26 protein-coding genes and 1 pseudogene are annotated in these 26,077 nt (G+C 64.4%); 18 read left to right on the forward strand and 9 right to left on the reverse strand.

The features are described from left to right. Positions 1–156: 156 nt before the first annotated feature. Together ACFV4R_RS19560 and ACFV4R_RS19565 are read right to left on the reverse strand one after the other, a co-directional pair. Entirely contained in the window at positions 157–894 is a 738-nt protein-coding gene (locus ACFV4R_RS19560) for a hypothetical protein (protein ID WP_377204322.1), read from the reverse strand. 102 nt (positions 895–996) lie between these two features. Next, entirely contained in the window at positions 997–1,215 is a 219-nt protein-coding gene (locus ACFV4R_RS19565) for a hypothetical protein (RefSeq protein ID WP_377204321.1), read from the reverse strand. Positions 1,216–1,310: 95 nt separating this feature from the next. Between ACFV4R_RS19565 and ACFV4R_RS19570 the strand changes: the two genes are divergently transcribed. Then, positions 1,311–1,577 (forward strand): hypothetical protein, encoded by a 267-nt coding sequence (locus tag ACFV4R_RS19570; protein ID WP_377204320.1) that lies wholly within the window; start codon positions 1,311–1,313, stop codon positions 1,575–1,577. A 173-nt stretch (positions 1,578–1,750) separates the two neighbouring features. Next, a complete protein-coding gene (locus ACFV4R_RS19575; protein ID WP_377204319.1) occupies positions 1,751–2,596 on the forward strand; it encodes a hypothetical protein in 846 nt (281 codons plus the stop codon). Between the two features lie 33 nt (positions 2,597–2,629). Here ACFV4R_RS19575 and ACFV4R_RS19580 read toward each other — a convergent pair whose 3' ends face one another. The 3 genes from ACFV4R_RS19580 to ACFV4R_RS19590 all read right to left on the reverse strand — a co-directional run bounded on the left by ACFV4R_RS19580 (position 2,630) and on the right by ACFV4R_RS19590 (position 4,717). Beyond that, positions 2,630–3,859, reverse strand: a complete 1,230-nt coding sequence (locus ACFV4R_RS19580; protein ID WP_377204318.1) for an amidohydrolase family protein — start codon at positions 3,857–3,859, stop codon at positions 2,630–2,632. Positions 3,860–3,911: 52 nt separating this feature from the next. Beyond that, on the reverse strand, positions 3,912–4,379 hold the full coding sequence (locus ACFV4R_RS19585) for a hypothetical protein (protein ID WP_377204317.1): 468 nt from the start codon (positions 4,377–4,379) through the stop codon (positions 3,912–3,914). 110 nt (positions 4,380–4,489) lie between these two features. Continuing rightward, positions 4,490–4,717 (reverse strand): hypothetical protein, encoded by a 228-nt coding sequence (locus ACFV4R_RS19590; protein ID WP_377204316.1) that lies wholly within the window; start codon positions 4,715–4,717, stop codon positions 4,490–4,492. A 23-nt stretch (positions 4,718–4,740) separates the two neighbouring features. Here ACFV4R_RS19590 and ACFV4R_RS19595 point away from each other — a divergent pair, with 23 nt between their 5' ends. The 11 genes from ACFV4R_RS19595 (at position 4,741) to ACFV4R_RS19645 (ending at position 17,666) form a co-directional block, all read left to right on the forward strand. Then, positions 4,741–6,516 carry a serine hydrolase gene (locus tag ACFV4R_RS19595; protein ID WP_377204315.1) on the forward strand — a complete coding sequence of 592 codons (1,776 nt, stop codon included), beginning with the start codon at positions 4,741–4,743 and terminating at the stop codon, positions 6,514–6,516. Positions 6,517–6,756: 240 nt separating this feature from the next. Continuing rightward, the gene (locus ACFV4R_RS19600) at positions 6,757–7,020 is read left to right on the forward strand and encodes a hypothetical protein (RefSeq protein WP_377204314.1); all 264 of its coding nucleotides are present in this window, start codon (positions 6,757–6,759) and stop codon (positions 7,018–7,020) included. Between the two features lie 293 nt (positions 7,021–7,313). Continuing rightward, positions 7,314–8,816 carry an MFS transporter gene (locus tag ACFV4R_RS19605; protein ID WP_377204218.1) on the forward strand — a complete coding sequence of 501 codons (1,503 nt, stop codon included), beginning with the start codon at positions 7,314–7,316 and terminating at the stop codon, positions 8,814–8,816. Between the two features lie 158 nt (positions 8,817–8,974). Then, positions 8,975–10,051: a LacI family DNA-binding transcriptional regulator gene (locus ACFV4R_RS19610; protein WP_377204219.1), complete on the forward strand. Its 1,077-nt coding sequence runs from the start codon at positions 8,975–8,977 to the stop codon at positions 10,049–10,051. A 322-nt stretch (positions 10,052–10,373) separates the two neighbouring features. Further along, positions 10,374–11,816, forward strand: a complete 1,443-nt coding sequence (argH, locus tag ACFV4R_RS19615; protein ID WP_377204220.1) for an argininosuccinate lyase — start codon at positions 10,374–10,376, stop codon at positions 11,814–11,816. 65 nt (positions 11,817–11,881) lie between these two features. Beyond that, positions 11,882–12,793: an amino acid ABC transporter permease gene (locus ACFV4R_RS19620; protein ID WP_056078527.1), complete on the forward strand. Its 912-nt coding sequence runs from the start codon at positions 11,882–11,884 to the stop codon at positions 12,791–12,793. 2 nt (positions 12,794–12,795) lie between these two features. After that, positions 12,796–13,563, forward strand: coding sequence for an amino acid ABC transporter ATP-binding protein (locus ACFV4R_RS19625; RefSeq protein ID WP_377204221.1), 768 nt, complete (start codon positions 12,796–12,798; stop codon positions 13,561–13,563). A gap of 32 nt (positions 13,564–13,595) precedes the next feature. Beyond that, complete coding sequence (locus tag ACFV4R_RS19630) at positions 13,596–14,468, forward strand: ABC transporter substrate-binding protein (RefSeq protein ID WP_377204222.1); 873 nt, start codon at positions 13,596–13,598, stop codon at positions 14,466–14,468. Further along, positions 14,465–15,322, forward strand: coding sequence for a polysaccharide deacetylase (locus tag ACFV4R_RS19635; RefSeq protein WP_377204223.1), 858 nt, complete (start codon positions 14,465–14,467; stop codon positions 15,320–15,322). Before ACFV4R_RS19630 ends, ACFV4R_RS19635 begins: the two co-directional genes overlap by 4 nt. Further along, positions 15,319–16,227, forward strand: a complete 909-nt coding sequence (locus ACFV4R_RS19640) for a polysaccharide deacetylase (RefSeq protein WP_377204224.1) — start codon at positions 15,319–15,321, stop codon at positions 16,225–16,227. Before ACFV4R_RS19635 ends, ACFV4R_RS19640 begins: the two co-directional genes overlap by 4 nt. After that, positions 16,224–17,666, forward strand: a complete 1,443-nt coding sequence (locus tag ACFV4R_RS19645) for an MmgE/PrpD family protein (protein WP_377204225.1) — start codon at positions 16,224–16,226, stop codon at positions 17,664–17,666. The genes ACFV4R_RS19640 and ACFV4R_RS19645 overlap by 4 nt, the downstream gene beginning before the upstream one ends. 95 nt (positions 17,667–17,761) lie before the next feature. On the opposite strand, the gene ACFV4R_RS19650 is transcribed toward ACFV4R_RS19645, so the two are convergent. Beyond that, positions 17,762–18,691: an NADP-dependent oxidoreductase gene (locus tag ACFV4R_RS19650; protein ID WP_377204226.1), complete on the reverse strand. Its 930-nt coding sequence runs from the start codon at positions 18,689–18,691 to the stop codon at positions 17,762–17,764. Between the two features lie 221 nt (positions 18,692–18,912). On the opposite strand from ACFV4R_RS19650, the gene ACFV4R_RS19655 reads away from it, so the two are divergent. The 4 genes and pseudogenes from ACFV4R_RS19655 to ACFV4R_RS19670 all read left to right on the forward strand — a co-directional run bounded on the left by ACFV4R_RS19655 (position 18,913) and on the right by ACFV4R_RS19670 (position 20,315). After that, the gene (locus ACFV4R_RS19655) at positions 18,913–19,176 is read left to right on the forward strand and encodes an ArsR/SmtB family transcription factor (protein WP_377204227.1); all 264 of its coding nucleotides are present in this window, start codon (positions 18,913–18,915) and stop codon (positions 19,174–19,176) included. Continuing rightward, positions 19,173–19,664: an SRPBCC domain-containing protein gene (locus ACFV4R_RS19660; protein WP_377204228.1), complete on the forward strand. Its 492-nt coding sequence runs from the start codon at positions 19,173–19,175 to the stop codon at positions 19,662–19,664. Before ACFV4R_RS19655 ends, ACFV4R_RS19660 begins: the two co-directional genes overlap by 4 nt. Continuing rightward, positions 19,661–19,839, forward strand: a pseudogene (locus ACFV4R_RS19665) (VOC family protein); the annotation flags it as partial. The gene ACFV4R_RS19660 and the pseudogene ACFV4R_RS19665, both read left to right, overlap by 4 nt. Further along, positions 19,836–20,315 (forward strand): DUF664 domain-containing protein, encoded by a 480-nt coding sequence (locus tag ACFV4R_RS19670; RefSeq protein ID WP_377204229.1) that lies wholly within the window; start codon positions 19,836–19,838, stop codon positions 20,313–20,315. The pseudogene ACFV4R_RS19665 and the gene ACFV4R_RS19670, both read left to right, overlap by 4 nt. A gap of 84 nt (positions 20,316–20,399) precedes the next feature. Here ACFV4R_RS19670 and ACFV4R_RS19675 read toward each other — a convergent pair whose 3' ends face one another. Further along, positions 20,400–21,200 carry an alpha/beta fold hydrolase gene (locus ACFV4R_RS19675; RefSeq protein ID WP_377204230.1) on the reverse strand — a complete coding sequence of 267 codons (801 nt, stop codon included), beginning with the start codon at positions 21,198–21,200 and terminating at the stop codon, positions 20,400–20,402. A 111-nt stretch (positions 21,201–21,311) separates the two neighbouring features. Then, positions 21,312–22,898, reverse strand: a complete 1,587-nt coding sequence (locus tag ACFV4R_RS19680; protein WP_377204231.1) for a PHP domain-containing protein — start codon at positions 22,896–22,898, stop codon at positions 21,312–21,314. A 283-nt stretch (positions 22,899–23,181) separates the two neighbouring features. On the opposite strand from ACFV4R_RS19680, the gene ACFV4R_RS19685 reads away from it, so the two are divergent. Beyond that, positions 23,182–23,325 (forward strand): hypothetical protein, encoded by a 144-nt coding sequence (locus tag ACFV4R_RS19685; RefSeq protein ID WP_377204232.1) that lies wholly within the window; start codon positions 23,182–23,184, stop codon positions 23,323–23,325. A 773-nt stretch (positions 23,326–24,098) separates the two neighbouring features. Here the strand turns inward: ACFV4R_RS19685 and ACFV4R_RS19690 are convergent. Next, complete coding sequence (locus tag ACFV4R_RS19690; RefSeq protein WP_377204233.1) at positions 24,099–25,997, reverse strand: DUF262 domain-containing protein; 1,899 nt, start codon at positions 25,995–25,997, stop codon at positions 24,099–24,101. Positions 25,998–26,077 lie beyond the last annotated feature (80 nt).

The raw sequence follows: 26,077 nt of genomic DNA on the forward strand, positions 1-26,077 counted from the left end.
CCCGGGAGGGTGTGGGAGAGTAGGACACCGCCGGACAAAACATTGGTCGAGGCCCCAACCAGCACCTGGTTGGGGCCTCCCACATTTAAAACCCCACCACCACTGAGCGCGCGTCGGAAGAATAGCCACAACAAGTGAGCGCGCGTCGACTGGTGGTCAGGCGGCGCGGCGGGTTGAGGCTGGAAGGTGCCTGCCGGCGTCGTACGTATCAAACGACGAGGCGCCGATGACGAAGATGCCGCGCTGTGGAATCCAGAAGTCGCCCAGCCGGGTCTGCCGCGTCAACGGGAGCATGGTGCCCAGGTCTTCGCCGCCCACGGTCGCGGAGCTGTTCGATATGAACCACATTCGTCGGGGCTTGGCCCGGAAGCCCTGACCGTTCGGGACGTCGCCGGCGAGGCCCAGACGGCCGGCTCCGAGCATCCGGCCAGCGGCGGTGCTCATGGACTTCAGGAACCCTGTGCTCTCCAGAAGGGGAGCGGGCAGCGCGCTCATCACCAGTGTCATGGCGCGGGTAATGGGTGTGGACGCCAGGCCCACATGCCACGCCAGCTCCAGTTCGCGGCCGATGGTCACACTGAAGTTGGAGTCGCCAGTCCAAGCCACGGTCACCGGACACTGGACGGCGGACTCGAGGGCCGAGCCGAAATAGCGGGCGCAGGATTGCTCGGGCGGTGCATCGGCGTAGATGCTCCACGCACCGGACGGGCGGCGCAGCCACACCGAGGTATACCCGGGTCCAACACTGGTCACCGGAAACCGGCGCATAGCCAGGACGTGGCCCGAGCTGAAGGGCAGCCCCATCACGCCGTAGCCGGAGAAACGTTCATCGTTGCCGGGGCCAAGCTCGGCGTTCTGCTCGGCATCAGAGGCCTGTTCGCGGATACTTTTCATGCGGTGCCTCCGTAACGCGTGCCTACACCGGCAGTGGTGCGGTCAGTCTACGCCCGGAATTTTCGGAGAAGCAGAGTGCGCACGCGGGACCGGATTTACCGCTTAGGACCCGCTGGCGAAGCTTAGGCCGCGCTCGGCGAGGGCGGCATCGAGCAGGCGGATGGCTTTCGGACCTACCCCGTGCATGGCCAGCAGATCCCTGGCGGAGTGGTCAGCGGCCTGGGCCAGCGTTGTGATGCCCGCCTGCAGCAGTGCGCTGTTCGCCGGCCGGCCCAGTGGTGGCAGGTCGCCGATCTGCGCCGGTATGTCTCGGGTGCTCATGCCGCCCAGCGTACCGTCACGGCCGCTGCCGTTGGACATACTTTGCTGCGTGGTGCGTCAGACTGGAGGCTGTTCGCACAACGAAAGAAGTTCCCTTGATTACTCTCCAGCAGGACGCAGAAGGCTTCGTCCGGATGAACCGCCACTACCCGGCCAGTGTCCGGATCGCCATCGCCTTCAACGACGGCACCTCAGACGAATTCTCCGGCAAGACGCTCAACGCAGCGTACGATGCCGCGGTGGCCGAGTTCCGCGCCAAGAACGGCCTCGACGCGCGCGGTTTCGACAGGAAGCCGGCGGCCCGGACGAACTCCGGAAATAGGGTCGACTTCGTCCGGGTGCATCCCGGCATGGGGGAGTAGCCACTCCTGTCCGTAGCAACGCGGCAAACCCCGGGCTAAGAGCATGACCTGGAACTGGACGCTTGGGATGTCAGGGTGCTGCTGTACACGGATAGACCCCGCAGGACGCGGCCGACGGCGGCGCCCGGCCTGGGTGCCGCCGTTCGCGTTGGGGGAGGGCCTAGACTCGGACCATGTCAGCTTCTGGGGGGATGCCGGCCCGGCGAACGGGGTTTCTGTTTCTTGCAGCCGTTGGGGTGGTGGCACTCGCCGGCTGCGAATACACGGGCCCGGACCAGCCGGCGGCCGCTGCGGCCTCGCCGGCCGCGACCCGGCTTGAGACCCCACCACCGGCATCCTTCGAGCAGAACGTCAAGGAAGTCGCCAGGAAGCTCAAGGCTGCCCCCACGGACGCCGGGATGCCATCGGACGCGGAGCCCGCCGGGAAACTGGTCCTCGCCCTGGCGCCGGGGGACTACACCATCACCGGAGCCTGCGCCGGGGTGTACGGGGCGAAGCTTACTGTCACCCGGGAGGATGGCGTGCCGGAAGCGGCGTACTTCGAATGCAAGGACACGCTGGACAGATTCTTCAGGCACCACGGCGGGCCCCTCACCATCAGCGCGGTTCCACCGGTAGGCAAGCCGGCAGCGACGGGCGTCAAAGTGCAGCGCAACCAGGATCCCAGGGCATCGGAACTCGAGGACCTGTCCGACTGGTCGGGGGAGCAGCTGCAGCCGCAGTTGGCAGGCGAGTTGCGCGGAGCCAGCCATGGAAACACGCGCACCGGGATGACATTGATGGCAGACCCGGGCCAGTACTATCTGGACTTCCTCTGCGCCGGACCGTCCTTCGCCGAGCTGTCCGTGGCCACAGCGGCCGGGGCGGAAGTGATCGCGCCAGTCCGCGTCCCCTGCGACGGGCAGGCCGTCAGGATGCCCGTGCTGCTGCCCACCCCGGGAGCGGACCTCAGTATGAGCCCGATCGATGGAGTAGAGGGCCGGTATGTCTACCGGCTGGTGCCAACCACTGAGCCGTGACCGGCGGAGCCTAACGCTGCCAGCGGCGCCAGCTCAGACCAGCTTGAGCCCGTCTGCCACCACCTGGCCGCGGTGGATCACCGTACGGCCGGGAAGCTTGTCCATCACGGCCGCCGCCACGGTGTCGCCTTCCACCAGGACCAGCTCGGCGGGGTCACCCACCGCGAGGCCCGGCCGGTCTGCCACCGAACTCAGCCGCGGCACTGCCGGATCGATCACGCTGGCGCCGCCCACGGTGGCCACAGCCACGCAATGCTCGATCAGTTCATCCGCCCGGAACCTGTTGGTGAACGCCAGCTGCCAGGTGCGGTCCAGTATGTCCGCGTTGCCGTACGGGGACCAGTAGTCGCGCTGGCCGTCCTCGCCCAGGCCCACCCGGATCCCGGCGGCGGTGAGCTTCTCCAGCGGCAGGGGCGTAGCCGGCGCAACGGTGGCCACGGAAACATCCAGCTCCGCCATCTCCGCCAGCAGCCCGTCCAGCTGGCCGTCGGGCAGATCAGCAAGGGCAAACGCATGCGAGATGGTCACCAGCCCCTGCATGCCCAGCGCCCGCGTCCGCTCCAGGATCAGTTCGATGCTGAACATCCCCAACTGGCCGGGCTCGTGCAGGTGGATGTCCACCGGCCGGCTGTACTTCTGGGCGAGACCAAACACGATGTCCAGGTGTTTGGCGGGGTCGCGGTCCAGGGCGCAGGGGTCGATCCCGCCCACCACTTCAGCACCCAGCTTGAGCGCCTCCTCCAGCACCTCCGCGCTGCCCGGCTCCCGCAACAGTCCCGCCTGCGGAAACGCGATCACGGCAACGTCCGCCCGGCTGCGGTGCGTTTCACGCGCGGCGAGGACGGCTTCGAAACGCTCCAGTCCGGCGTCGGCATCCACCTGGGCGTAGCTGCGCACCCGCGTGGTGCCGCGCTCGATCATCGCGCCGAGGGTGTGCGTGGCCCGTTCGGTGATGGAGGCTTCAGCTTCCCGCCAGTTGTTCCGGTCGTTCAGCATCATGTTCCAGACGCCGGGCGAGCCGGTGTGCGGGCGGAACGGCAGCCCCAGCCGGGTGGAATCGAGATGGACGTGCACGTCGGAGAAGGACGGCAGCAGGATCCGGCCGCGCCCGTCCAGCGCGCCGGCTCCTGGCGCAGTGCCCGCGTCCGCCGAAGCAGCCCCGTCCACGGCGGCGGGTACGACGGCGGTGACCACGCCGCCGTCGAGCGTCACATCGGCGGGGTTCCCGCCCCAGGGGCGGACGTTGCGGAGCGTCAAAGGCATGGGTGAAGTCCTGTGGTTGCGGAGCGGTGGGTCCGGGGTGGCGGTGGGAAGGTTACGGCAGGGCCGGGTAGCCGAATGACGGGCGCTGGCCTGAGCGGTAGGCAGAGTCGATCACGGGTTCGAGCTCGTCAAGGACCGTCTGGTTTCCGGGGAGGACCACATGCGCCAGGAATTCCGATTCAAGGGATGCGATGCCCGCGGACGCCGCTCCGAGCTTCGCGTCGACCGCCGAAGCCAGGGCATGCCAGGATTTCCGGTTGAGCCGTTCCAGGACTTTCGCGTTCGCTTCGTGGAGCCGGCTTTCCGCGATGTCCCCGCGGACCGCCATGGGCCCTTCGGACTGCAGCAGCGGCATGACGATCCGGAACTGCCTACCGTCACCTTTGAAAGCGAGCGCGCCCGTGGTTCCCCGCTGTCCGAAGGAGATGTCCGTTGCACCGTAATTTTCCAGCGCCAACCTGATTTGCTTCCGGGAAGCCTCGCTGCTGTAAGAGTCACCGCGGGTATATGGGCCTGTCATCCTCTAACTATGCGCCCATTTTGACGCGGCAGGGTAAGCCTTCCGCAACGGGTGGGCCTGGTGGGTCTGCGAAGGCGTCGTGTGCCGGGTTCGTTCCGGCGAGAGTCCGGCTAGGCCGGCTGGACCGCAGCGCGGGGCTTTCCCGCCGTTGCCTGCGCCCGCCGGTGGATGAAGTACTCCGCCACCGCCAGGCTGAGCAGCCAGGACGCGCCGATCAGGAGGGCACGCGAGATAGGCAGGAAGCGGGCACGGAAGACGCCGGTGACCCCTTTGCAGGGCCCGGGCGCCGGGTCCACTATTAAGGCGCGGGTCGGCTGGGGCCTTCTGAAAGTGCTCACCGCCTGAGGATCAAGGATTCGTCATGACCAGTGGTTCTGTTTTTCCCACCCGCCGCACGCTCCTGAGGACCGGGGTTGGCGTTGCCGGAATGCCGCTCCTGGCGGCCGGCCGTCCGCCGCGGCAGCCGGTCGCGGCGGTGCCGTCCGCCCTGCTGCCCGCGCCGCCCGCTTTCGTCCCGCCGTTGCTGGACCGGGCCAAGGTGGACCGTGCCCTGGCCCGGCTGGACGGATTTGCCGGGGACGCGCTGGACCGGACGGGGCTTCCGGGGCTGGCTGTCACCGTCGTCTACCAGGACGAGGTGCTGTACTCGAAGGGCTTCGGCGTGCGCGAGGTGGGCAAGCCAGAGGGCGTTACGCCGGACACGGTGTTCCAGGTGGCGTCCGTATCCAAACCCCTGGCCTCCACAGTGATCGCCGGGGTGGTGGGGCAGCAGGCCTTTGCCTGGACGGACCCCGTGATCAGGTACAACAGGGACTTCGAGCTCAACGACGGCTACGTCACCCGCAATGCCACCATCGCTGACCTGCTCTCGCACCGCAGCGGACTCCAAACCGGCGCAGGCGACCTGCTGGAGGACCTCGGCTTCGACCGGGACTACATCCTGTCCCACCTTCACCAGCAGCCCCTGGATGCGTTCCGGTCCAGCTACCACTACAGCAATTTCGGCTACACCGAGGGCGGGCAGGCGGCGGCCAAGGCCATGGGCAGCTCCTGGGAAGACCTGGCTGACCGGATACTGTTCCACAAACTGGGCATGGCCTCGTCCAGCTACCGGCTCGCCGATTACGAGAAGGCCGCCGACCGGGCGGTGCTGCATGTGCCGGTGGGGGACAGGCAGTGGGCGGCGAAGTACCGCCGCGATCCCGACGCCGAAGCACCGGCCGGCGGCGCAAGCTCGTCCGTGCGGGACCTGGCCCGGTGGCTCCGGCTGCAGCTGGGCAACGGCACCTTCGAGGGCCAGCCGGTGATCGATGCCGCAGCCCTGCAGACTACCCATGTGCCGCACTCGGTCTCCGGGCCGGCGTCGGCGCCCGCGGCCCGGTCACGGTTTTACGGGCTGGGCTGGAATGTCTCCTACGACGATGAGGGCCGGGTCCAGCTGGGCCACTCGGGGGCCTTCAACCTGGGCGCGGCCACCGCCGTATCCATGCTGCCGGGTGAACAGCTGGCCATCGTGTGCCTGACCAATGGCCGCCCGCAGGGGATCCCGGAGGCCATCAACGCGGACTTCATGGACACGGCCCAGCACGGCGGACCCACCGTGGACTGGCTGGACTTCACCGCCGCGATCTTCCGGCAACAGGACGAGGCGGACAAACCAGAGATCGATTACGCCAAAGTCCCTGCCAACCCCGCCCCGGCCGGGCCCACCCGCCGGTACACCGGCACGTATGACAATCCGTATTACGGCCCGTTGGTGGTGTCCGAGGAAGGCGGCGGCCTCGCCATGAGGATGGGCCCGGCCGGCAAGCCGACCACGTTTGCCCTCACCCATTTCGACGGCGACACCTTCAGTTTCGAGAGCATCGGCGAGAACGGCAACGGCCTGGCCGGCGCACTCTTCGCGGAGGCGCTCCGGGGCTCATCGCCGCAGATCACGCTGGACTTTTACGACCGAACCGGGCTGGGGACCTTCACCAGGCGCGGGCGGAAATCACGGCGACGGCACCTGGATACGGGGGGAGTCCCGATTCGTTCGGATGTGGGTACGTGGGCCAGCGCATCAAGTGGCTCATATAGGAGGGCGGCGCCCGGAAGTAGGCGGGGTACGCACCAGCGCCAGCGGCCGCCGTCGTGATGGACGACGGCGGCCCGGCGCCGGGTGCCTGGCTGCTGGGCGTGAGTCCCCACACTTTATTTTGAGCAGCTCATAATAGGCCCGTAGACTTGGGTATAGGCCACCGAAGCCCTCGAGTACCGCACCGGTGAAGATTCCCGGGCCGGCAGGGCAAGCGCCACAATCCGCACCGCGTCCTCCCGCTTGAGCAGTACTTGGAACCGGAATGGCCCCCCCATCCTGATCCTCCAAGGAGAACCCATGACTTTGCTGGCTGAACGCCCCGCAACCACCGAATCCACCCGCATCACCTCTGATCGCGTCGCTGACGCCGCACTCCGCGGCGGCAGCTACGTCACCCTTCCCGCCGGCAGCACCGCGGCCCCCGTGGAGGGCACCTACGTCACCTCCGCTGGCAGCCTGCGTCCCGCCACGCACGGCAGCTACGTCACGGTGGACGGCACTCCTACCGTTCCCGGCGGAACCATCCAGGGCGGCTACGTCACGGTTCCTGCGGCGGCCTAGAGCCCCAACGGCTTAGGCGCTTGGCGCCGTGCGGCGCGAAAAGGAGGCCGACGGCGATACTTGGTATCGCCGTCGGCCTCCTTTTTTGCATCCCCGGCAAATACGCGCGACTGGCACTGCACCCAGGGTTCGGGGTGCAGTGTGCTGCGTCCGCCAGGGGACGAGATTTTCGTTGTTGCCACACCACGCCCGCAGCGGGATGATCGGGAGAGTTGGGCTGCTGGGGGGACAGGTGAGCCGGACGAACGCCCGGCCCGGGCCCAGCGGACGAACGATGCGGCGGTGAACGGGCAATGACAGATCACAACGGGCTGCGGCGGCTGAAGGTCAGCGACGTCAACGTAGTCAACCAGCACACGCTCAAGAAGGCGCTCGGCGGCACCATCGTGGGCAACACCATGGAATGGTACGACGTCGGCGTGTTCGGCTACCTCATCACCACCATGGGCCCGGTGTTCCTGCCCGAGGCGGACAAGGCCGTGCAGAACCTGTTCCTGCTGGGAACCTTCGCCGCCACGTTCATTGCCCGGCCCCTGGGCGGCATCTTCTTCGGCTGGCTGGGCGACAAGATTGGCCGGCAGAAAGTCTTGGCCATGACGCTGATGATCATGGCCGCCGCCACGTTCGCCGTCGGCCTGCTGCCCGGGTATTCGGTGCTGGGTATCTGGGCCGCGGTGCTGCTGGTGGTCACCAAGCTGGTGCAGGGCTTCTCCACCGGCGGCGAGTACTCGGGTGCCACCACGTTTGTGTGCGAGCACGCCCCGGACCGGCGCCGCGGCTTCTATGTGAGTTTCCTGGACATGGGCAGCTACCTTGGCTTCGCCGCGGGCGGGCTGCTGGTGTCCATCCTGCAGCTGGTGCTGGGCCAGGAGCAGATGGAGGCGTGGGGCTGGCGGCTGCCGTTCCTGGTGGCCGGCCCGCTGGGTGCCGTGGCCGTCTACTTCCGGATGAAGATCGAGGAGTCGGCCGCTTTCAAGGCCACGATGGAAGCCGAAGCCGTGGTGGCCACGCACCCGGAAACGGGCGAGGAACTGCGGCCCGTTGGCCCGTGGGGCATCCTGAAAGCGCACTGGCGGCCCATTCTGCTGGCCATGATCCTGGCCGCCGCCGCCAACACCGTGGCCTACGCCCTCACGTCCTACATGCCCACGTACCTGACCAGCAACAAGGGGTACAGCGAGGTGGACGGCACGCTGCTCACCATTCCGGTACTGGTGGCGATGGCCCTGTGCATCCCGTTCACGGGCCGGCTCTCGGACCGGATCGGCCGCCGCAAGGTGTTGTGGATCGGGGCGCTGAGCACGGTGGTGTTCGCGATCCCCGCGTTCCTGGCCATCTCGGCGGGCAGCGTCCCCATGACGTTCCTGGGGCTGGCGCTGATCGCCCTCCCGGTGGCGTTCTCGGTGCCGAACCTCGCTTCTGCGCTGCCGGCGCTGTTCCCCACGGAGCACCGCTATTCGGCCATGGGCATCGCCTACAACTTTGCCGTGGCCATCTTCGGCGGGACGGCGCCGTTCATCATCGCGGCGCTCATCGAACTGACCGGCAACGACATGACCATCGCCTACTACCTCATGGGGGTGGCCGTGATCGCCGCCGTCGCCATCTACTTCCTGCCCGAGTCCGCCGGCCGGCACCTGCCCGGGTCCATGCCGAGCGTGGACACGCAGGAGGAGGCCCGGCAACTGGTGGACACGCAGGACGACAACCCGCTGCTGGACCTGGAATCGCTGCCGTTCGAGGAAAGCTTCGAGGCGGCGCGGGCGTCGCACAACCGGAAGCCCACCGTCATGTAGGGAAGGACGTAGGACGGCGGCGCTTGGCTTGGGCGCCGCCGGCTCCGAATCGAGACAACAAGGTGTTTGTCTCTATGGCTGCCGACCAGAGAAATTCTCAGGTGATACCGGTGTCAATGGCGACGTGATTGCTGCGGATTCTGCGGTAAATTCTTACTATGCAACCCCGACTTTATGGCACCGCCACCCTCCAGGACGTCGCACGTCTGGCAGGCGTCTCCAGGTCCACGGCGGCCCGGGCGCTCGGGGGCTACGGGTCGGTTAGTCATGAACTGCACGCAATGGTTTCGGCCGCGGCGGAAACCCTTGGCTACCGCGGTAACGCGCTGGCACGGAGCGTGAGTTCGGGGCGCTCCCACACCATCGGAGTCGTTATCAGCGACATTGAGAACCCCCACTTCGCCAAGGCCGTCCGCGGTATGACCGATGGTGCCAAGGCCGCGGGATTCGACGTCATCCTCGCCAACACGGACGAGAACATTGATGCGGAACGGGCGGCTGTCCAAGTGTTCCTCGACAAGCGCGTGGACGGGCTTATTGTGGCCTCAACAAGCCGCAGCGACTCGGCGCACCTGCTGGACGTAGTGCGGATGGGCCGCCCTTTGGTCCTGTTCGACCGGCGCCCGGATGCAGTGGACTCGGACTGGGTTGGGACCGACTGCTATGCGGATGCGGCAGCGGTCATGGCATACCTGATCGAGCGCGGCCACCAGAACGTGGCCTTCCTCTCCGCGACAACCAAGACGCCTGAGGAACTGGAGGCCGGCACCCCACTGCCCATATCGACCATTGCGGACCGGGTCCGCGCCGTACGCGAAGCGGCGCTTGCCGCCGGAATCCGGTACGAGTTCATCTCGGATGCCATGTCCCCGGAACGCACCCACGAGATTGTTGCGGAGTTACTGGGCCGGATTGACAGGCCCAGCGCCGTCATCGCCTCGTACAGCCGCCTTGCACTTCCGGCCTTCCATGCCATCCGTGAGGCCGGGATGTCTGTGCCCGAAGATATGTCACTGGTCTGCCTGGACGACGCCGAGTGGATGACGGTCAGCAGTCCGGAGGTCACTGCCGTGTCGTTGCCGGCCTACGAGATGGGCTTCAAAGCATCTGAAGTGCTTGTGGACCGCATACACCAGGCGGGCCCCGACACGAAGAACCATTTGCTGCCAGCATCCTTCGCTGAACGTGGGTCAGTTGCCACCATCAGCGCCAGGATGCAGGGACAGCCGGCCTAAGTTCGCTGGCCGCCTGTCTGGTTTGACGGGTGTGCACGATACCGCAGCTGCTGCAGCGAGGCGGCGTCCCTGTGCGCGTGCCTGAAGCGTCGACTCCTGGCCTGTGGAGGTCACCTGTGCGAATGCTCTTGAACAACCCTGAGATACCGGTATCTTAACTCCATTGATTAGCGCCTGAAACCGGTGTCAAATGGACACCTGGCAATTAATAAGCATGAAACAATGCCGAAACTGTTGACAGCTATGGTTTACCAAGGAAATACTTTCGTTGCGCTAAGTGATACGAATCACTTCGCGCCGCAGACCCTTAGGAGCCAAACGCATGACAGAACAAACCAAGCTGTGGGGCGGCCGCTTCGCAGGCGCTTCCAGCCCTGAACTTTCCCGCTTCTCCCGGTCCGATCCCCGCTACTTCCAGATGGCCCCCTACGACCTTCACGGTTCCCGGGCGCACGTCCGCGAACTCAACAGGTCAGGGCTGATCGACGACGCCGAGCTTGCGCTCTTTCTCGACGCGATCGAATCTGTCGGGAAGGAGATTGCCGCCGGTCTGGTACATCCGCAGGAGGGCGACGAAGACGTCCACACATTCCTGGAGCGGTTACTGATCGAACGTATGGGACAGGTCGGAGGCAAGATCCGTGCGGGACGCTCCCGCAACGATCAAGCCGCGAACGATCTCCGGCTCTACATGCGGGACAAGGTCCGCACAATCGCCGACCTGGTGGTGGAACTCGCTGAAGCGCTGGGCTCCCAGGCTGACCGGCACCTGCACACCCCAGTTCCAGGCTTCACCCACCTGCAGTCGGCTCAGCCAGTTGTTCTTGCCCATCAGCTCCTGGCTCACGCGCAGCCCCTGGTGCGGGACCTCGACCGGTTCCGCGACTGGGACCGCAGGGCGGCGGTCTCGCCCCTGGGAGCGGCCGCGCTGGCAGGATCCACCTTCGCCCTTTCCCCGGAACTCGCCGCCCTGGACCAGGGTTACGAGACAAGCGCGGAAAACTCGATCGATGCCGTGGGGAGCCGCGACGCCGCCATCGAGTTCCTGTTCATCTGCTCGTTGACGCTTATTGACATCTCCCGGCTCTGTGAGGAGATCATCTCCTGGGCATCGCAGCAGTTCCGGTGGATCACCATGGATGACGCCTACTGCACCGGCAGTTCGATCATGCCCCAGAAAAAGAACCCGGACATCGCTGAACTTGCCAGGGGCAAGGCAGGACGTGTCCTCGGGGACCTCATGGGACTGATGGCAGCGGTGAAGTCCCTCCCGCTCGCCTACAACCGTGACCTCGCCGAAGACAAGAACGCTGTCATCGACGCCGTCGAAACGATGGAAGTTGCCCTTCCCGCGCTGTCCGGGCTGGTACGGACGTTCTCGGTCAACGAGGACGAAGTCCGCAAGCAGGCGACGGCAGGCTACACGCTGGCCACCGAGGTGGCCGACTGGCTGGCCCGCCAAGGGATCCCGTTCAGCGAAGCCCACGAGATCTCAGGAGCGCTCGTCAGGTTCTGCGAATCGGAAGGCCTCGACTACGGAGATCTCAGCGACGAACAGTTGGCCTCAGTCGATGCCAGGCTCACGCCGGACATCAGGGAGGTCCTCACCCTCGAAGCTGCCCTGGAAGCACATTCCGGTTTTGGTGGCACCGCGCCCTCGCGCGTTGCCGAACAGCTCACCCGCCTTCGGGCAAAGCTGGACCAGGCACGAAGCTGGGCAGCTGATTACCAGGGCTTGCGCGTTCCGTCCGCCACCGCGGTCTGACCGTGGCCCCCGCCAACGCCGTTCCCCGCGGCGACCTTCTTCCCCTCCAGGATCAGGAACCAGCCATGAAGACTCAAACAGCGCCCGGCCCCACAGGCACTGCATCGGCCGATCTGAAAATTGTCCCCCGCCGTCACCTTGGAAGATGGATCGGAGCAGCCGCCGTGGTGCTGCTGCTGGTCTGGCTGGCGGTCTCCTTCTCACGGGCCAAGATTCACTGGCCTACGGTTCAGGAATACCTCACGGTTCCCGTGCTGATCCAGGGCATCGGCGTGGCTCTGCTTCTTACAGCCGTCGCCATGGCAATCGGGCTGGTGCTGGGCGTCGTGACAGCCGTGATGCGTTTGTCCAAGAATCCCGTGGTCTCCGGCGTCGCATGGCTCTATATCTGGGTCTTCCGGGGCACCCCTGTGTACCTGCAGTTGCTGATGTGGTTCAACCTGGCCCTCATCTTCCCGGTGATCGGCATTCCTGGCCTCTATTCGGGCCGGATGATCGACATCCTGACCCCTTTCGTGGCAGCCTCCATCGGTTTGGGATTGAACCAAGGCGCCTATACCTCCGAGGTGGTCCGCGGCGGAATCCTCTCCGTAGACGAAGGACAGACGGAGGCGGCCCAGGCCGTTGGCATGACTCGACTTCAGGCCATGCGGAGGATCGTCCTCCCGCAGGCCATGCGGGTCATCATCCCACCCGTGGGTAATGAGGTCATCGGCATGCTGAAAACCACATCCCTCGCCTCCGCCATCGGCGTAAGCGAAATCCTGTCCGAAGCCCAACACATCTACTACGTCAACAACCGCATCATGGAACTCCTGATCGTCTGCGCCGTCTGGTATCTCGGAGCTGTGTCCATCCTGAGTATCGGCCAGTTCTACCTTGAGCGGCACTTCGCCAAGGGATCATCCAGCCGGCAGCTGCCCATGACGCCCATGCAGCGGCTGACCAGCATCTTCGGTACCAAGAGGAAGGCATAGGCATGACCACCAATGTTCTGGTCCGCGCCGAAAACGTCCACAAGAGCTTTGGCCTGAATGAGGTGCTCAACGGCATCAACCTCGAGGTCAACAGCGGCGAAGTAGTCTGCCTGCTTGGTGCCTCGGGTTCCGGGAAGAGCACGTTCCTTCGCTGCATCAACCACCTGGAGACGCTGTCCAACGGGCGGATCTGGGTGGGAGACAAGGTGGTGGGTTACCGCCAGGACGGCAACCGGCTCTTTGAGCTCTCGGATAAGGAAGCTGCCCGACAGCGCCGTTCCATCGGCATGGTGTTCCAGCGGTTCAACCTGTTCCCCCACATGACCGTGCTGGAAAACATCATCGAAGGCCCGGTCCTGGTCAACAAGGTCAAGCCGGCGGAGGCCAAGCGGCATGCTTCCGAACTCCTTGCGCGGGTGGGCCTGGAAGGACGTGAACAGTCCTATCCGCGGCAACTCTCCGGCGGCCAGCAGCAGCGTGTGGCGATCGCCCGGGCACTCGCCATGAAACCTGAACTGATCCTCTTCGACGAACCCACATCGGCGCTGGACCCCGAGCTCGTCGGCGAAGTGCTGGACGTCATGAAGGACCTCGCCAAATCCGGCCTCACCATGATCGTGGTGACACACGAGATCGGTTTCGCCAAGGAAGTGGCGGACCGGGTCGCCTTCATGCACGGTGGCGAAATCGTCGAACTCGGACCACCCTCGGAGGTCCTCGGCAATCCGCAGCATGAGCGGACCAAAGCATTCCTCTCCCGCGTCTTCTAACCACGTACCCCCACACCCCTTTGGAGCTGTCCATGAAAAAGTTCACCAACGCCGCCAAAATTGCGGCCATCACCGCCGTTGCAGCGTTCGGCCTCACCGGATGCGTGGGCGGCGGCGAAACCACAGCAGAGGCCGGGGCCTCGGCCACAGGCTTGCCCCAGGCCATCAAGGACGCGGGAAAGATTCGGATCGGACTCTCACCGGACTTCCCTCCCATGGAGTTCCGTGACTCGGACAAGAAACTGGCTGGCCTCGACATCGAGCTGCAGCAGAAGCTCGGCGAAGCCCTTGGGGTTGAAGTCGAAGTGGTGGAGTCTCCCTTCGACCAGCTGATCAACTCCGTGCAGACCGGCCGCGTGGACCTGGTGATGTCCGGTATCTCCGACACCGTTGAACGCCAAAAGACTGCGGACTTTGTGGACTACTTCAAGTCCCAGGGCCGGCTCTACACCTCCGGTGCACGTGCAGGGGAGTTCAAGGAGCAGGGCGATATCTGCGGCAAAACGCTCGCCGTCAGCGGCAAGACCGACTACTTCGAACAGGTCAAGACTCTCAGCAAGACCGTGTGCACGGACAAGGGCCTGCCCGAACTCAGCATCCTGCCCACCGACTCCGGCGCCGCCGCAAGGCTGCAGATCGAGCAGGGCCGCGTGGACCTGGCTGCCCAGGGTGCTGAGAACCTGGCCTACTTCGAAACGACCGATCCCGGAAAGTACGCCGCCGTGCTTGACCCGCTGCCCGCCAAGCCGTTCGGCATCCTGATGCAGAAGGACAACACGCAGCTGGCCAACGCCGTAAAGGAGGCGCTCACCCAGGTCCAGGACAGCGGCGATTACCAGAAGATCCTGGACAAGTGGGGCCTGGGCTATGGCGCCATGAAGCCTGAGATCAACGGGGTAAAGTGACCCAGTTGAACGGCCATGCCGGGGCGGCGCTGTGGCCCGACGGGAACCGCAGCGCCGTCGCCCTGGCTTTTGACCTGGACGGACCCACCGGTGACGCCATGCTGAAGGGGACCCTGTGGAGCCGTCCGGAGTATTTCAGCCAGGGGGCCTATGGGCCGTGGCGCGCATTGGACCGCATTCTGGCGCTCCTCGACGCACATAAAGTCCCCGCAACCTTCTTCACGCCCGCGTGGGTGGTTGCCACCTGGCCAGAGCAGTGCCGCCGCATCGTTGAGCACGGCCATGAGGTGGCGCACCACGGCTACAAGCATGAAAAGTACTGGGATCTCACCATGGACGAACAGCGGCAGGTGATCGGGACGAGTCAGCGGATCTTCCAGGACGTCCTGGGCGTCACCGCCACCGGTTTCCGCACACCGTCCGGTGACTGGCGTCCGGAGACACCTGCGCTGCTCGCCGAACTGGGATTCCTCTATTCAAGTTCCATGCGCGGTGATGACCGGCCGTACCGTCACCACGGCGGGCAGCTGATCGAGATTCCGGCACGGTCCGATATGGACGATTACGCGTCCCTGGCGTATACCACCAACCCGGACTGGCCCTCCGGAGGTGACAGGATTGCCGGATACGAGCCCACCCTGGACAACTGGACCCGGGAGTTCGACGGGTACCACGCCGAAGGACTGTGCCTATCCACGATCTTCCACCCCAAGGTGGTGGGCAAGCCGGGCCGGACCGTGCTTCTGGACCGCTGGATCCGACACATGAAAGAAGCCGGCGGCGTGTGGTTTGGCACGTGCGGACAGATCGCCACCTGGTGGCAGCAGACCCAGGAATTGGAGCCATCAGCATGACCTACCTGCAGGAACCCCCGCTGGGAAGATGGCCTGGACAAAACCGGTGCGCCTTCGTAATCACTGTGGGGTTTGAAGCGGAACTGTCCGTGCTCGCCGCGGCGCCTGACGCCGTCGACCGTGCCAAAAGCCTGTCAGTGGGCCAGTATGGCGGGACCCGTGGAGTGGACCGCCTGCTGGTGGAGTTGGCCCGAGCCGGTACCCGGGCGAGCTGGTTCATCCCCGGCAGCAATCTTTTGACCTATCCGCGCCAGGCCGAGGCCGTTGCCGCCGCCGGCCATGAATTTGCCAACATGGGATGGGCGCTGGAGGACATGGGGCAGCAGACCTTGAGCCAACAGGTCGAGAGCATCGGCCGCGCCCAGGACGCCTTTGACACGCTGCTGGGGATCAGGCCCCAAGGCTTCCGGGCTGCGCGCGGATCCTTCGCCGCGGGGCTTCCCGGACAGCTGGCAGGCCTTGGCTTCACCTGGTCATCGTCCTGGCACGGCGACGACCTTCCGCACTTCCACGCCGGCAGCGGTGCTGACCTGGTGGAAGTACCGCGGCACCACGAGCTGGACGACTTCCCGTACTTCGTCTTCAACCTGGACCCGCCAATCCCCAAGGGAAGCCCGCGGATTGCCTCCAGCCGGGAAGTGCTGCGGAACTGGATACTCGAGTTCGACGCCTACCGCGCCGAGGGGCTCTGCTTCGTCCTCAGCCTCCATCCCGAAATCATTGGCACACCCGGACGGATCGGGATGCTCCGGCAGTTCCTTGACCACGTCAACTCCTGCACTGACGTATGGCAAGCCACCGGCGGAGAGGTTGCTCAATGGTGGCGGCAGAACGCAGCACCCAACAGCCCGTCCCATCCCGCCGAAATCTTCCACACCCTGACCCGTGAAGGCGCACCCGCATGAGCCCGCATCAGACCGCATCCGACCACATTGCCGGTTTCATCACCGGCCTCCGCCCGGAAGACATTCCCGCCAGCGTCCTGCACCGGGCCAAAATACACCTTCTCGATACGTTGGGCGCAGGGATCGCCGGCGCCGCTTCCCGTGAAGTCGCGACCGCCAGGACTGCGCTCGCCGCGGCCCACGGTGCGCCTGCGGGCGGAACCGGGGCTCCACTGTGGGGGACCCCGGCTGTGCTGCCGCCGCTGGGAGCAGCCTTCGTGAACGGCGTGGCTAGCCACGCCTTTGAACTCGACGATTCCGGCGGTTGCGACCATTCCGGCGCCGTCGTGGTTCCGGCCGCGCTGGGTGCCCTGGCGGTCGCCCGGTCAGACCGTCAGGGCAACGGGAAGTACGACGGCGGCACGCACGTGGACGGCGCAAGGCTACTTGCCGCCGTCGTCAGCGGCTACGAGGTGGCGCGCCGCGTCCAGGATGCGCTGGGTGGTTACGACGCGGTCAACAACCGCGGCTGGCACTCCACAGGTGTGTGCGGAACTTTCGGGGCGGCCGTGGCTGCGGGGGTGGTGCTGGGCCTGGATGCCCCGCAGATGGTGTCGGCGATCGGGCTCGCCGGATCGTTCACCGGGGGCACCTGGGCCTTCATCGGGGACGGTGCCATGTCCAAGCGGATGCACGTTGGGCGCGCAGCGGAATCTGGGTTGAACAGTGCCCTGCTGGCCAGTGCCGGATTCACCGGACCCCGCGACCTGTTTTCCGCTCCGTGGGGCGGCTTCCTTAAGTTGTATGGCCTGCCGGACGAGGTGCGGGAGGATGTGCTGTTCCGCACCCTGGGGGAGGAATGGCAGGTGGAGCGTGCATCGATCAAGCCGCATGCCACCTGTCGGAGCACCCATTCAGCTATCGACGCGGTACTGGACCTCAGGGCCAGGCACGGGCTGACGCCGGAAGCGACGCAGAAGATCGTGGTGAAGACCAGTGCACTGATCGCAGATATGTGCGGCGCAGCCGATGTCAGGTCGCTCGTGTCCACCCAGCTGAGCATGCATTTCGCGTTGGCTGCCGCGCTGACCTATGGCCAAGTGGGCCTGGACCAGGTTGCGGATCCAGGCCGGAATGATCCGCGGGTCAAGGAACTCATGAGCAGGATCCATGTTGAGGTGGATCCGCTGCAGCACGGCGGATCGGCTGAGCCTTACCTTGAGGTGCAGACTGATACGGACACTTTTGGGGTGCAGGCGGTTAAGGCCAAAGGGGCGGCCACCAACCGGCTTAGCGATGAGGAGACCATCGGCAAGTTTGAGGATCTGGCCGGGACCAGGCTCTCTCCCGAAGGTGTTGTTGGCGTCCGCCAGATGGTGCTGGGGCTTGATTCCCTTGATGACGCCGGCCGGCTCCCCGGCCTTCTGGCGGCAGACGGTGAGCCGATCCTTTTCACTTAGGTTCTTTTGCTTGGTGAACTAGTCCGCAGAGCTGCCCTGACAGGCCGCGAAGGCTCCGTTCCATCAGGAACGGAGCCTTCTTTGACCGTCAGGGATCAGGCGTCCTGGTCCACGGCGACGATGATCTTGCCGCGGGTGTGGCCTTCCATGTTGGAGCGGAAGGCGTCGGCGGCCTTGTCCAGCGGGAAGACTTCGGCCACCTCCACCCGGAACTTCCGGCTGTCCACGAGGTCGGCGAGTTCCTGCAGGTCGGCGCCCACCGGGTTGACCCACATCCAGTCCCCGCCGTGCTGTTCCACGTCGCTGTCGGCGATGGAGGCGTGCCGGCCGCCGTCGGCGAGCACCGCCAGGGTGGCCTCGAGGTTTTCGCCCACGAAGTCGGCCACAACGTCCACGCCGTCGGGCCGCAGCGCGCGCACGCGGTCCGCGAGCCCGTCCCCGTAGACAACAGGTTCAGCGCCCAGGGAACGGAGGAAATCGTGGTTCTTCTCCGACGCGGTGGCGATCACGTTGGCGCCCAAGGCCACGGCGATCTGGATGCCGAGCGATCCCACGCCGCCGGAGCCGCCGTGGATCAGGACCGTTTCGCCGGCCTTCAGGCCAAGCCGGCGGAGCACCTGGAAGGCGGTGAGGCCAGCCAGCGGCAGGCCGGCCGATTCGTTCCAGCCGAGCGAAGCGGGCTTCCGGGCCAGGAGCCGCTCCGGCAGGGCGATGTACTCGGCGAAGCTGCCGCCGTGGACGTAGTCCTTCCGTCCGTAGGAAACTACTTCGTCGCCGGGCTGGAACTGCCGGGCATCGATGCCCACCGATTCCACAACGCCGGCCACGTCCCAGCCGGGGATGGCGGGGAACTGCAGGTCCATGACGGCGTCCAGGCCGCCGGCCATGATCTTCCAGTCCACCGGGTTCACCGCCGCTGCCTTGACTTTGACGAGGACCATGCCGGGGCCCACCTTGGGCATCGGCTGCTCGCCGTATTCGAGGACGTCGGGGTTGCCGTATTCGCTGTAAGTGACTGCCTTCATGTGTGCGACAACCAATGGGCCCGGCCCCGGTATTCCGGATCCGGCCGACATGTGGCGCAGATAGCAGATCGGCAATCACCAGACATCGGAGTCTTGTATTTCGCTGATGCTTAATTAAGCTCGAACGCAAATGGATGACCTGAGTGCGATTTTCCTTGCGCTGGCGGATCCCACGCGCCGTGCCTTGCTGGCGCACGCAACTGCAGCGGGGTGAGGCGACGGTGACCGAACTGGCCGCTCCGCACGCGATCAGTGTGCCCTCCGCGTCGCACCACCTGAACGTGCTTGAGCAGGCGGGGCTGATCACCAAATCCCGGTCGGCCCAATGGAGGAACTGCCGGCTTGAAACTGCTCCGTTGCAGCAGGTGGAGGAGTGGACGCGCCCGTACCGCGGTTTTCTGGGCCCGCGGCTGGACCGCCTTGAGGCTCAGCTCGCGGCAAAGTCCGAGGACCCTGTTGAGCCCACCGAACTGGAGGACAGATGACCCGCTACTTAACTCAGGATCGAAGCTTCACCCTTACCCGAACGTTGGCGGCCTCGCGGCATGCTGTGTTCACCGCCTGGACCGACCCCCGGCATCTTGGTTGGTTGCATAACCCTGACATGCCCACACCGGCCACTCCCATTGAGGTGGATCTTCGGGTTGGGGGCACGTGGAAGCAGCAGATGATCGTCAACGAGGAACTCAGTTATCCCACCGGTGGGATCTACCTGGAGATTGTTCCTGATGAGCGGCTCGTCTTCCGCTGGGGAGCGGCCGGAGGCTGGCCAGAGCTCGAGGGCGAGAACGAACTGACTGCCCCGGTTGTCACGGTGCAGCTCAACGATTTAGGAAAGGAGACGGAGCTCGTCCTCACAGTTCAGTTCTCCGAGCATCTGGACATCGAAGAGGTACAAAAGCTCATGCTGGGTGGTACCCGGGAAGGGTGGGCTGCCACCGTGGACAGGGTCAAAGAGAGCACCGCCCTGTGATGCTCTCGCTGCTGGGAACCGCCGGACCGGAGGTATGCCACGAGTGGTTCGACAAACTCTCCGTGGACGGCTCGGTAGTCGATCCTCCGTCCCCGAAACCGGGGGCGCCTCCGATGGCCAGGTCATTGAACGCCATGGGCTCCACTGGCTTGTCGGATATGGGCACGCAGCGTGAGTGACGCCCCATTGCTTGCCCAGCTGGCGGGTGCGCGGACGCATGTTCTTCGAACAGTCGAAGGCGTCAGCGACGATCAGATGCGCCGGGCTTTAGTTCCGTCCGGCTGGACAATGACGCAACTGCTCAACCACCTGGCCTTCGACGACGAGATGTTCTGGATATCGGCGGTGCTCGGCGGCGTTGACAGGGCAATCGCAGCACTCCACGACGGGTGGGCGTCCGAACCGATGACCGGAGCTGAGGCCGTCACCATCTACAAGCGTGAAATCGCGCGAAGCGAAGAGATCCTGGCGGCGGTGGACCTGGACGCCCCGCCCCGCTGGTGGCCTCCGGCCAACATTTTCGACGCTCCACCCATGTCCACGGGTCGTGAGGTGGTGTTCCGCGTGCTCGCTGAGACGTCCGTCCACGCGGGCCATCTGGACATTGTCCGGGAGCTCATCGATGGGCATCAGCATCTTGTCGTGAGTTAGCCGCTTGCCTCAGCGCTTATGTAACCCGGTCCGGGGGTCAGTAGAGGGTAGACGTACGACGGCGGGGTCCGGCTACGTGCCGTGTCAGCCGAGGGTGCGCAGGAAGGCGGTGATGTCCTCCGCGACGCGTTCCGGACATTCCCACAACACCAGGTGCGCTGCGTCGGGGTAGGTCCTGAGTACCGAGCCCGGGATCCTGGCGGCCAGTGTCTCTTGGTCCGTGCGCGGCAGCAGGTTGTCCTGGCCGCCCCAGAGGATGAGCGTGGGCGCCTGGATGGTCCCGGATTCGGTGGGAGGGGTGGCTCCGCATAGCCCGTTGAGAATGCTTTTCCACGTGTGCGCGGGCATGCTGAGGCCGTCGGTGACGCGGTCTTCGATGTACCAGTCCGGGACGTCGTGGACGAGCGGAAACCAGGTGTGCGAGTTCCGCACCCACGCCTCGTCGAGCGGGTCGGTCAGGGAGTCCACCTCGTCGGCAACGGCGGGCCGTCCCTGCAGGCTCAGGGGCGACCCCACCAGCACCAGTGCGGCTACTTTTTCGGGGTTGTTGACGGCAAGTTGCTGGGCCACGTAGCCGCCGCTGGAGGAGCCGACGACGGCGGCGCGGGGCATGCCGAGTGCGTCCAGGATGGCGGCGGTGTCCTCGGCCTGTGCCGCTAGGGAGTAGCCTTCTGCTGGTTTGTCCGCGTCGCCCTGGCCGCGGAGGTCCGGCGCTACGATCCGGCGGCCGGCCAACAGCGGGATCAGGCGGTCGAAGCTCCGGCGGGATTCGCCCCAGGCGTGGAGCAGCAGCAGGGGAGTGGAACCGTCGTCGTCCTTTCCCTGGACGAGGCACGGCACGGTGATGCCCGTGCGGAGCCGGAGATGCTGGATGTCGGCGTCCATGGGTTCAGGCTACGCCGCAGTGCAGGACCCGAGGGACCGGTTGTCTGGCGAGCACCGGGGTCACGCGCGGACCCCGATGCTCGCGAATTTCGAAGCTGCCGGACGCGAGGATTACTTGCTGATCTCCACGAAGACGGGGTTGGTGTAGAACCACAGGTCTTCCCAGGGATCAGCGTTCCCGATCTCATCCATGGCCGGCCCCGCGGGGTCGATGTCTGCGCCGAGGAAGCCGGGCTGGGACTTCTTTCCATCCGTCCCGCGGAGGCGGACGTAGAAGTTTTCGAAAGGGGTGTCGATTTCCTGGGTCCAGGTGTACGTGCCATCCCGGAGGGTCAGGTCTTTGATGGGCAGTTGCGTGATGACACGGGTATCGGGAGCCGTCATGGTGTCAGCGTCCTTTACCGGACCGGTTACCTTGCCCAGGATCACGTCAACGCGGGCCAGTTCTGGAACGAAGCCGGCGAAGTTTGGCATCGACGCCGGCGCGACTGAAACCGTAAGCGTGACCTTTCTGCCGCGCTTCGCATCAAGCTTCCCGCCGAGCGTGACCGATTTGGCCTTGTCCGACACGGTCACATCAATTGCATCAATCAGGCAGCCGTGGTCTACCCAGACCCGCCCCTCACGCAGTCCCTGCATCACGGAGGCGTGGCTGACCTTTTCGGCTCCCACGTGGGTGCGGCTGTAGTAGCCGGGCCAGAAGTCGTTTTCGGTGAGGTCCACTGTTCCGCTGTACACCGGGTCCTCTGTGCGGCCCTTGGCATCGAAGTCGCTGCCCGGGCCGCGCGTGGTGGTGTCCAAATAGACGTTGTGGCTGTCCGAGGTGGCCGTGACGGAGAACAGCTGTCCTTCGGCGAGCAGGCTGTCCCACATGCCGCCGACGGTGGCAGTCATCCAGTCGAAGCCACCCCACGTGCGGTACGACTCCGTGGGGTACCCCTTGAAGGAGAAGGTGCCCGGGCCGCCGTCGTAAAGTCCCCGTGCGCGGCTGCCGACGTGCGGCGCCGGCAGCCCGCCGGCCTGGTGCCCGGGAGCGCCCTCCATGCCGATCACCACATCCGGTGCTGCCTGGATCCAGGCCCGGATCTCGTGGGGTGAGTCGATGCCCTGGCGGGATGGGTGGTTGGGGATCATGAGGATGTCTTCTACCCTCTTCTTGGCGCGGGCCTCACCCATGAAGCGGATCCCGTCCAGTGCCAGAGCCTCGTTGGCGGCAGTCCCGTCGCGGGTGCCCTTCGCCCGGGCGTCCCAGCGCGCTTCGACTTCCTTCATGACGGCAACGTCGTCACGGCCAGGTGCCACGAAGACGGTGGCGTGCTCGGCCCCGGGAATGTTCCACTCCAGGCCGTGGTAGATCAGGATGTCGTCGCCGAACTCCTTGCGGACCTCGTCGATGAGGGGCACGATCTGCTCGGTGCTGAGCTGGGAGTGGGCCACGTTGCCGTGATCGGTGAGGACAAGCCAGTCGACGCCGTTTCGGATGGCCTGCCGGACATGGTCCACCACCCGGTACTTTCCGTCGTTGCTGAAGAGGGTGTGTACGTGGTGGTCGCCGTTCAGCCAGAAGTACTGTCCCTTCTTCGTCCTCTTGGAAGGCTGGGAGAGGGCTTTGGCGGGAGTGACCGCCGCAACCGAAGCGCCGAGTCCTAGGACCGAACCGGTCTTCAATATTCCGCGGCGGGACATACCGTTTGTCATGAGAGCCTTACTGCTTTGTGTGGTGGTGAAGAGAGCGGCTCGTCGCCCTGGAGACGCGGAAACCGTTTCCCTCGGACGGTTTTGCTCAGTCAATACAGGTGACGTGAACGTCTGGGTGCCGCCACCTGTCCGGGCGGTGAACGGGCCGTTGCGCCCGGTCGCCGTCAGGGCCTCGGCCTGGGCTGTGCAGTGTTCGACGGCGGCGCCCGGGTTCCATGCCCTGCTTGCCCTGCGCGCGTGTCCTGCGCCTTGGACCGGCCGCGTCGCCGTTAACGTCGAGTACATGGGCAGCAAACGGAACGGCGAACTGGAAGGGCAAAGCTCCATCAACGAGTTGCTCGACCAGCCGATCGGCGACAAGCCAACCCAGCTGCCGCTGCCGTTCCATCTCCAGGTCCGGCCGGGGGAGTTCCGCCGCGCATCCTGAGACGCTCGCAGTCAGCCGACGGGGCGGAGGAACCACAGGATGTCGGCTGCCACCCGCTCGGGGCACTCCCAGAGGACCAGGTGTGCCACCTTCGAGCACTGGGGAGTGCGCTTCGGGCTGATGACCTGTTGCGACCTGCGGTTCCGGAGCCGCCCACGTCATTAGCGGTTGCCGGCGCTCAGGTCTTGCTGGTGTGCTCGTCCTGGGTGCAGGGCGAACACAATACGGAATAGTGGTTCGCGCTGATCGCGGCGCGGGCCATCGAGAACAGCGTGTGCCTGGTAGGAGTGTGCCGGGCACCGCCAGTGCCAGGGGGCAGGAGCCTGCTGGTGGGTCCGAAGGGGTTATCGAGGCAGACCTCCATTCAGTCTGCAATGCCTGGAGCACGCACCTTGCAACATTCAGTCAACATTCCTATTCAGCTAGCTGACCGTTCCATGATGTCCAGGCACTTCAGGCAGTCCACTGCTTCAGCCACGTTGGTGACCAATATCTGTTCGCTCTGGCCGCAGACCGGGGCCAGATCGCTGCCGAATCCGCTTCAGACCCCTTTCACCTGCGGGTCATAGTGCATTTGGTGTTTGCGAATTTGTTCTGGCATCACTGAGTCCGTCCTGTAGTGAGACTATTGTGCGTTTTAAAGGCGTATCCATGCTTTGCTTCAGCGTACGCTCCGACGTTGGTTGTCTTGAGACCCGGCCGCCGAAAACTTGAGCAAAGGTAGGGTCTTGGTGTTAATTGAAAATCGGATTGTGAGCATGGGTATGGAACATCTATTCAGAATCTGCGGACTCGTACATCGGTTCAGCTTCGAATTCGTCTAATTCAAACTGGACGGAATCCTCCTGCGCAAAGCCTTCATCGACGTCACGTTGAACTGCTTTGCCAGTCGCCGCCTCGATCAGCAGGCAGATACGCTCGCGTCGGCCAGCGAAGAAAGATGAGAAATGGTCAGACCGCAGGTTCGCCGCGGGAATCAAGTGAGTTTCCAGTATCTCGTCAAGCCTTTTGGCATCGATTTTTGCCCTCGACTCCACCACAGTGAGATACGAAGACGGTGCAACCCCGCCTATGACGCGATTGGTCCGCGCACTGATCGTCGTCTTATTTACGATGCTTTCCCGTCGCTCGTCATCTATACCTTGGTCAAAGCACCACTTCTGAGGGAAGACATGGTGTATGTCGACTGCGGAATCGATGTACTGGATTTTGTCCAACGCCTTGTCTTCCATCCAGTCCCTGGCTCCGCGCGCCAGAATGAGTGCGGCGATGCCCTTGTACGCTGCAGCGTTCCTAGTTCGAAGGGAGTGTAGGCGTGATTCGCTAAATGAAGAATCTTGCACCGTTCGTGGTGTCGGCTCGTTATCGTCCAAGGCCCAAGATGGCACCATCTCGATGTCGCGGACAAACCGGGTTTCTATGGCCGAACCATACAGCTCGCCCAAAACTCCGCACCAGTACCACCGCACCAGACGCTCCCGAACACTGATAAGGTCTGCATTCTTGCCTAGTGCCACCCTTATGGCGGCCAGTGGAACTAGCTGCTTTTGATAGGGAACGTCCCTTTTGGTGAAAATGTTCAAGTCCGCCAGGAACGTGGACGCCCAAATGAAAGCTTCTCGAAGGGGATCGCGCCATTCCAAATAGTCGGACAAAGTGAGCTTCAGAACATCCTCACGTTTCGCAGAAATTGCTGGCGGACGCGCGGAGGAGTCGCTGAGATTGCGCTTGCGGGTGGAGAGCATTGTGACTGCCTGCAGGAAGTCAGTGTTCTCGACAGCTGCTAGGACCGGATAGGGAACCCATCGATGCTGGGTTTCTTTCCAGTCGTCGTTCAAACGGAAATCTTGACCGGTTTCCTGATAATAGGAAGCATCCCCAGCGAAGACGGCGGTAAGCAGCTCAAAAACGTTCAGAGGTAGGCCGCCGATGTTCACCTTTTCAAATACTGTCGCCACCGCAGCCTTGTCGGTGTCTTCATCAAGTACTATCGCGGGGATGTCATACGTGGCAGCAGGCTTGATGTACCGCTCATGAAACTCTTTGCCGAGGGTTCGGTCGTCCAAGTCGAGGATCCAACTCATGAAATCGCCGTAAAGAAGGTGCAAAGGAAAGTAGCCGTGCTCGCGCTGATGGTCGTGATTGCTGAGATCGAGTACAACGTCTTTGCCAAAGTTGGCGCGAATCAACCCGTCAGACGGTATGGAGATGACTGCTTCATCGACCCTACTCGGGTCGGCCAGCGCAGTTTCCATCTGCACTAGGTACCGTCGATTTAGTAGCTTCCCGCGAGAGTCCTTGGTGGCAACTGCTCCGTCTCCACTCAGGGCCTGAGTCAAGGACGTAAGTCTTTGCTGCCCATCCAGCAATAGGAACTTTGCTTCACGCTGTGGGCTCAGATCTACGCCTTCGATGGCGCGAGGCTTGAAGCGGACTTGCGCATTTCCACTTTTCAAAAGCATTACTGCCCCTAAGGGGTGGCCACGGAGCACGGTTACAAGAAGCTGGCGAATCCTTTCGTCTTCCCACTTGTAGCCCCGTTGAAAGTCGGGCAGCTGAATGTCCCCGGACCGCGTCCATGACAGGTATTGGCCCAGCTCATACATTGGCGTCAGGAAACCCACATTTTCCTCTTCCTTGAGAATCGGCGTTGCTATGTCGACTCTGTACATGAACTAGAAGAGCCTACGGTCATGATAGATAAGTGGGAGCTGATTCTTGTGCACGTGTTCGCAAGCGTTGCCCGTAACGT

It is taken from the genome of Pseudarthrobacter sp. NPDC059871, assembly GCF_042731175.1.
Taxonomy (GTDB): Bacteria; Actinomycetota; Actinomycetes; order Actinomycetales; family Micrococcaceae; genus Arthrobacter.

Excerpts from the sequence above, each read along its gene's own strand:
- ACFV4R_RS19560 (WP_377204322.1), bottom strand. The coding sequence starts at position 894 with ATGAAAAGTATCCGCGAACAGGCCTCTGATGCCGAGCAGAACGCCGAG.
- ACFV4R_RS19565 (WP_377204321.1), bottom strand. The coding sequence starts at position 1,215 with ATGAGCACCCGAGACATACCGGCGCAGATCGGCGACCTGCCACCACTG.
- ACFV4R_RS19575 (WP_377204319.1), top strand. The coding sequence starts at position 1,751 with ATGTCAGCTTCTGGGGGGATGCCGGCCCGGCGAACGGGGTTTCTGTTT.
- ACFV4R_RS19580 (WP_377204318.1), bottom strand. The coding sequence starts at position 3,859 with ATGCCTTTGACGCTCCGCAACGTCCGCCCCTGGGGCGGGAACCCCGCC.
- ACFV4R_RS19585 (WP_377204317.1), bottom strand. The coding sequence starts at position 4,379 with ATGACAGGCCCATATACCCGCGGTGACTCTTACAGCAGCGAGGCTTCC.
- ACFV4R_RS19595 (WP_377204315.1), top strand. The coding sequence starts at position 4,741 with ATGACCAGTGGTTCTGTTTTTCCCACCCGCCGCACGCTCCTGAGGACC.
- ACFV4R_RS19600 (WP_377204314.1), top strand. The coding sequence starts at position 6,757 with ATGACTTTGCTGGCTGAACGCCCCGCAACCACCGAATCCACCCGCATC.
- ACFV4R_RS19605 (WP_377204218.1), top strand. The coding sequence starts at position 7,314 with ATGACAGATCACAACGGGCTGCGGCGGCTGAAGGTCAGCGACGTCAAC.
- ACFV4R_RS19610 (WP_377204219.1), top strand. The coding sequence starts at position 8,975 with ATGCAACCCCGACTTTATGGCACCGCCACCCTCCAGGACGTCGCACGT.
- argH (WP_377204220.1), top strand. The coding sequence starts at position 10,374 with ATGACAGAACAAACCAAGCTGTGGGGCGGCCGCTTCGCAGGCGCTTCC.
- ACFV4R_RS19620 (WP_056078527.1), top strand. The coding sequence starts at position 11,882 with ATGAAGACTCAAACAGCGCCCGGCCCCACAGGCACTGCATCGGCCGAT.
- ACFV4R_RS19625 (WP_377204221.1), top strand. The coding sequence starts at position 12,796 with ATGACCACCAATGTTCTGGTCCGCGCCGAAAACGTCCACAAGAGCTTT.
- ACFV4R_RS19630 (WP_377204222.1), top strand. The coding sequence starts at position 13,596 with ATGAAAAAGTTCACCAACGCCGCCAAAATTGCGGCCATCACCGCCGTT.
- ACFV4R_RS19640 (WP_377204224.1), top strand. The coding sequence starts at position 15,319 with ATGACCTACCTGCAGGAACCCCCGCTGGGAAGATGGCCTGGACAAAAC.
- ACFV4R_RS19645 (WP_377204225.1), top strand. The coding sequence starts at position 16,224 with ATGAGCCCGCATCAGACCGCATCCGACCACATTGCCGGTTTCATCACC.
- ACFV4R_RS19650 (WP_377204226.1), bottom strand. The coding sequence starts at position 18,691 with ATGAAGGCAGTCACTTACAGCGAATACGGCAACCCCGACGTCCTCGAA.
- ACFV4R_RS19660 (WP_377204228.1), top strand. The coding sequence starts at position 19,173 with ATGACCCGCTACTTAACTCAGGATCGAAGCTTCACCCTTACCCGAACG.
- ACFV4R_RS19675 (WP_377204230.1), bottom strand. The coding sequence starts at position 21,200 with ATGGACGCCGACATCCAGCATCTCCGGCTCCGCACGGGCATCACCGTG.
- ACFV4R_RS19680 (WP_377204231.1), bottom strand. The coding sequence starts at position 22,898 with ATGACAAACGGTATGTCCCGCCGCGGAATATTGAAGACCGGTTCGGTC.
- ACFV4R_RS19685 (WP_377204232.1), top strand. The coding sequence starts at position 23,182 with ATGGGCAGCAAACGGAACGGCGAACTGGAAGGGCAAAGCTCCATCAAC.
- ACFV4R_RS19690 (WP_377204233.1), bottom strand. The coding sequence starts at position 25,997 with ATGTACAGAGTCGACATAGCAACGCCGATTCTCAAGGAAGAGGAAAAT.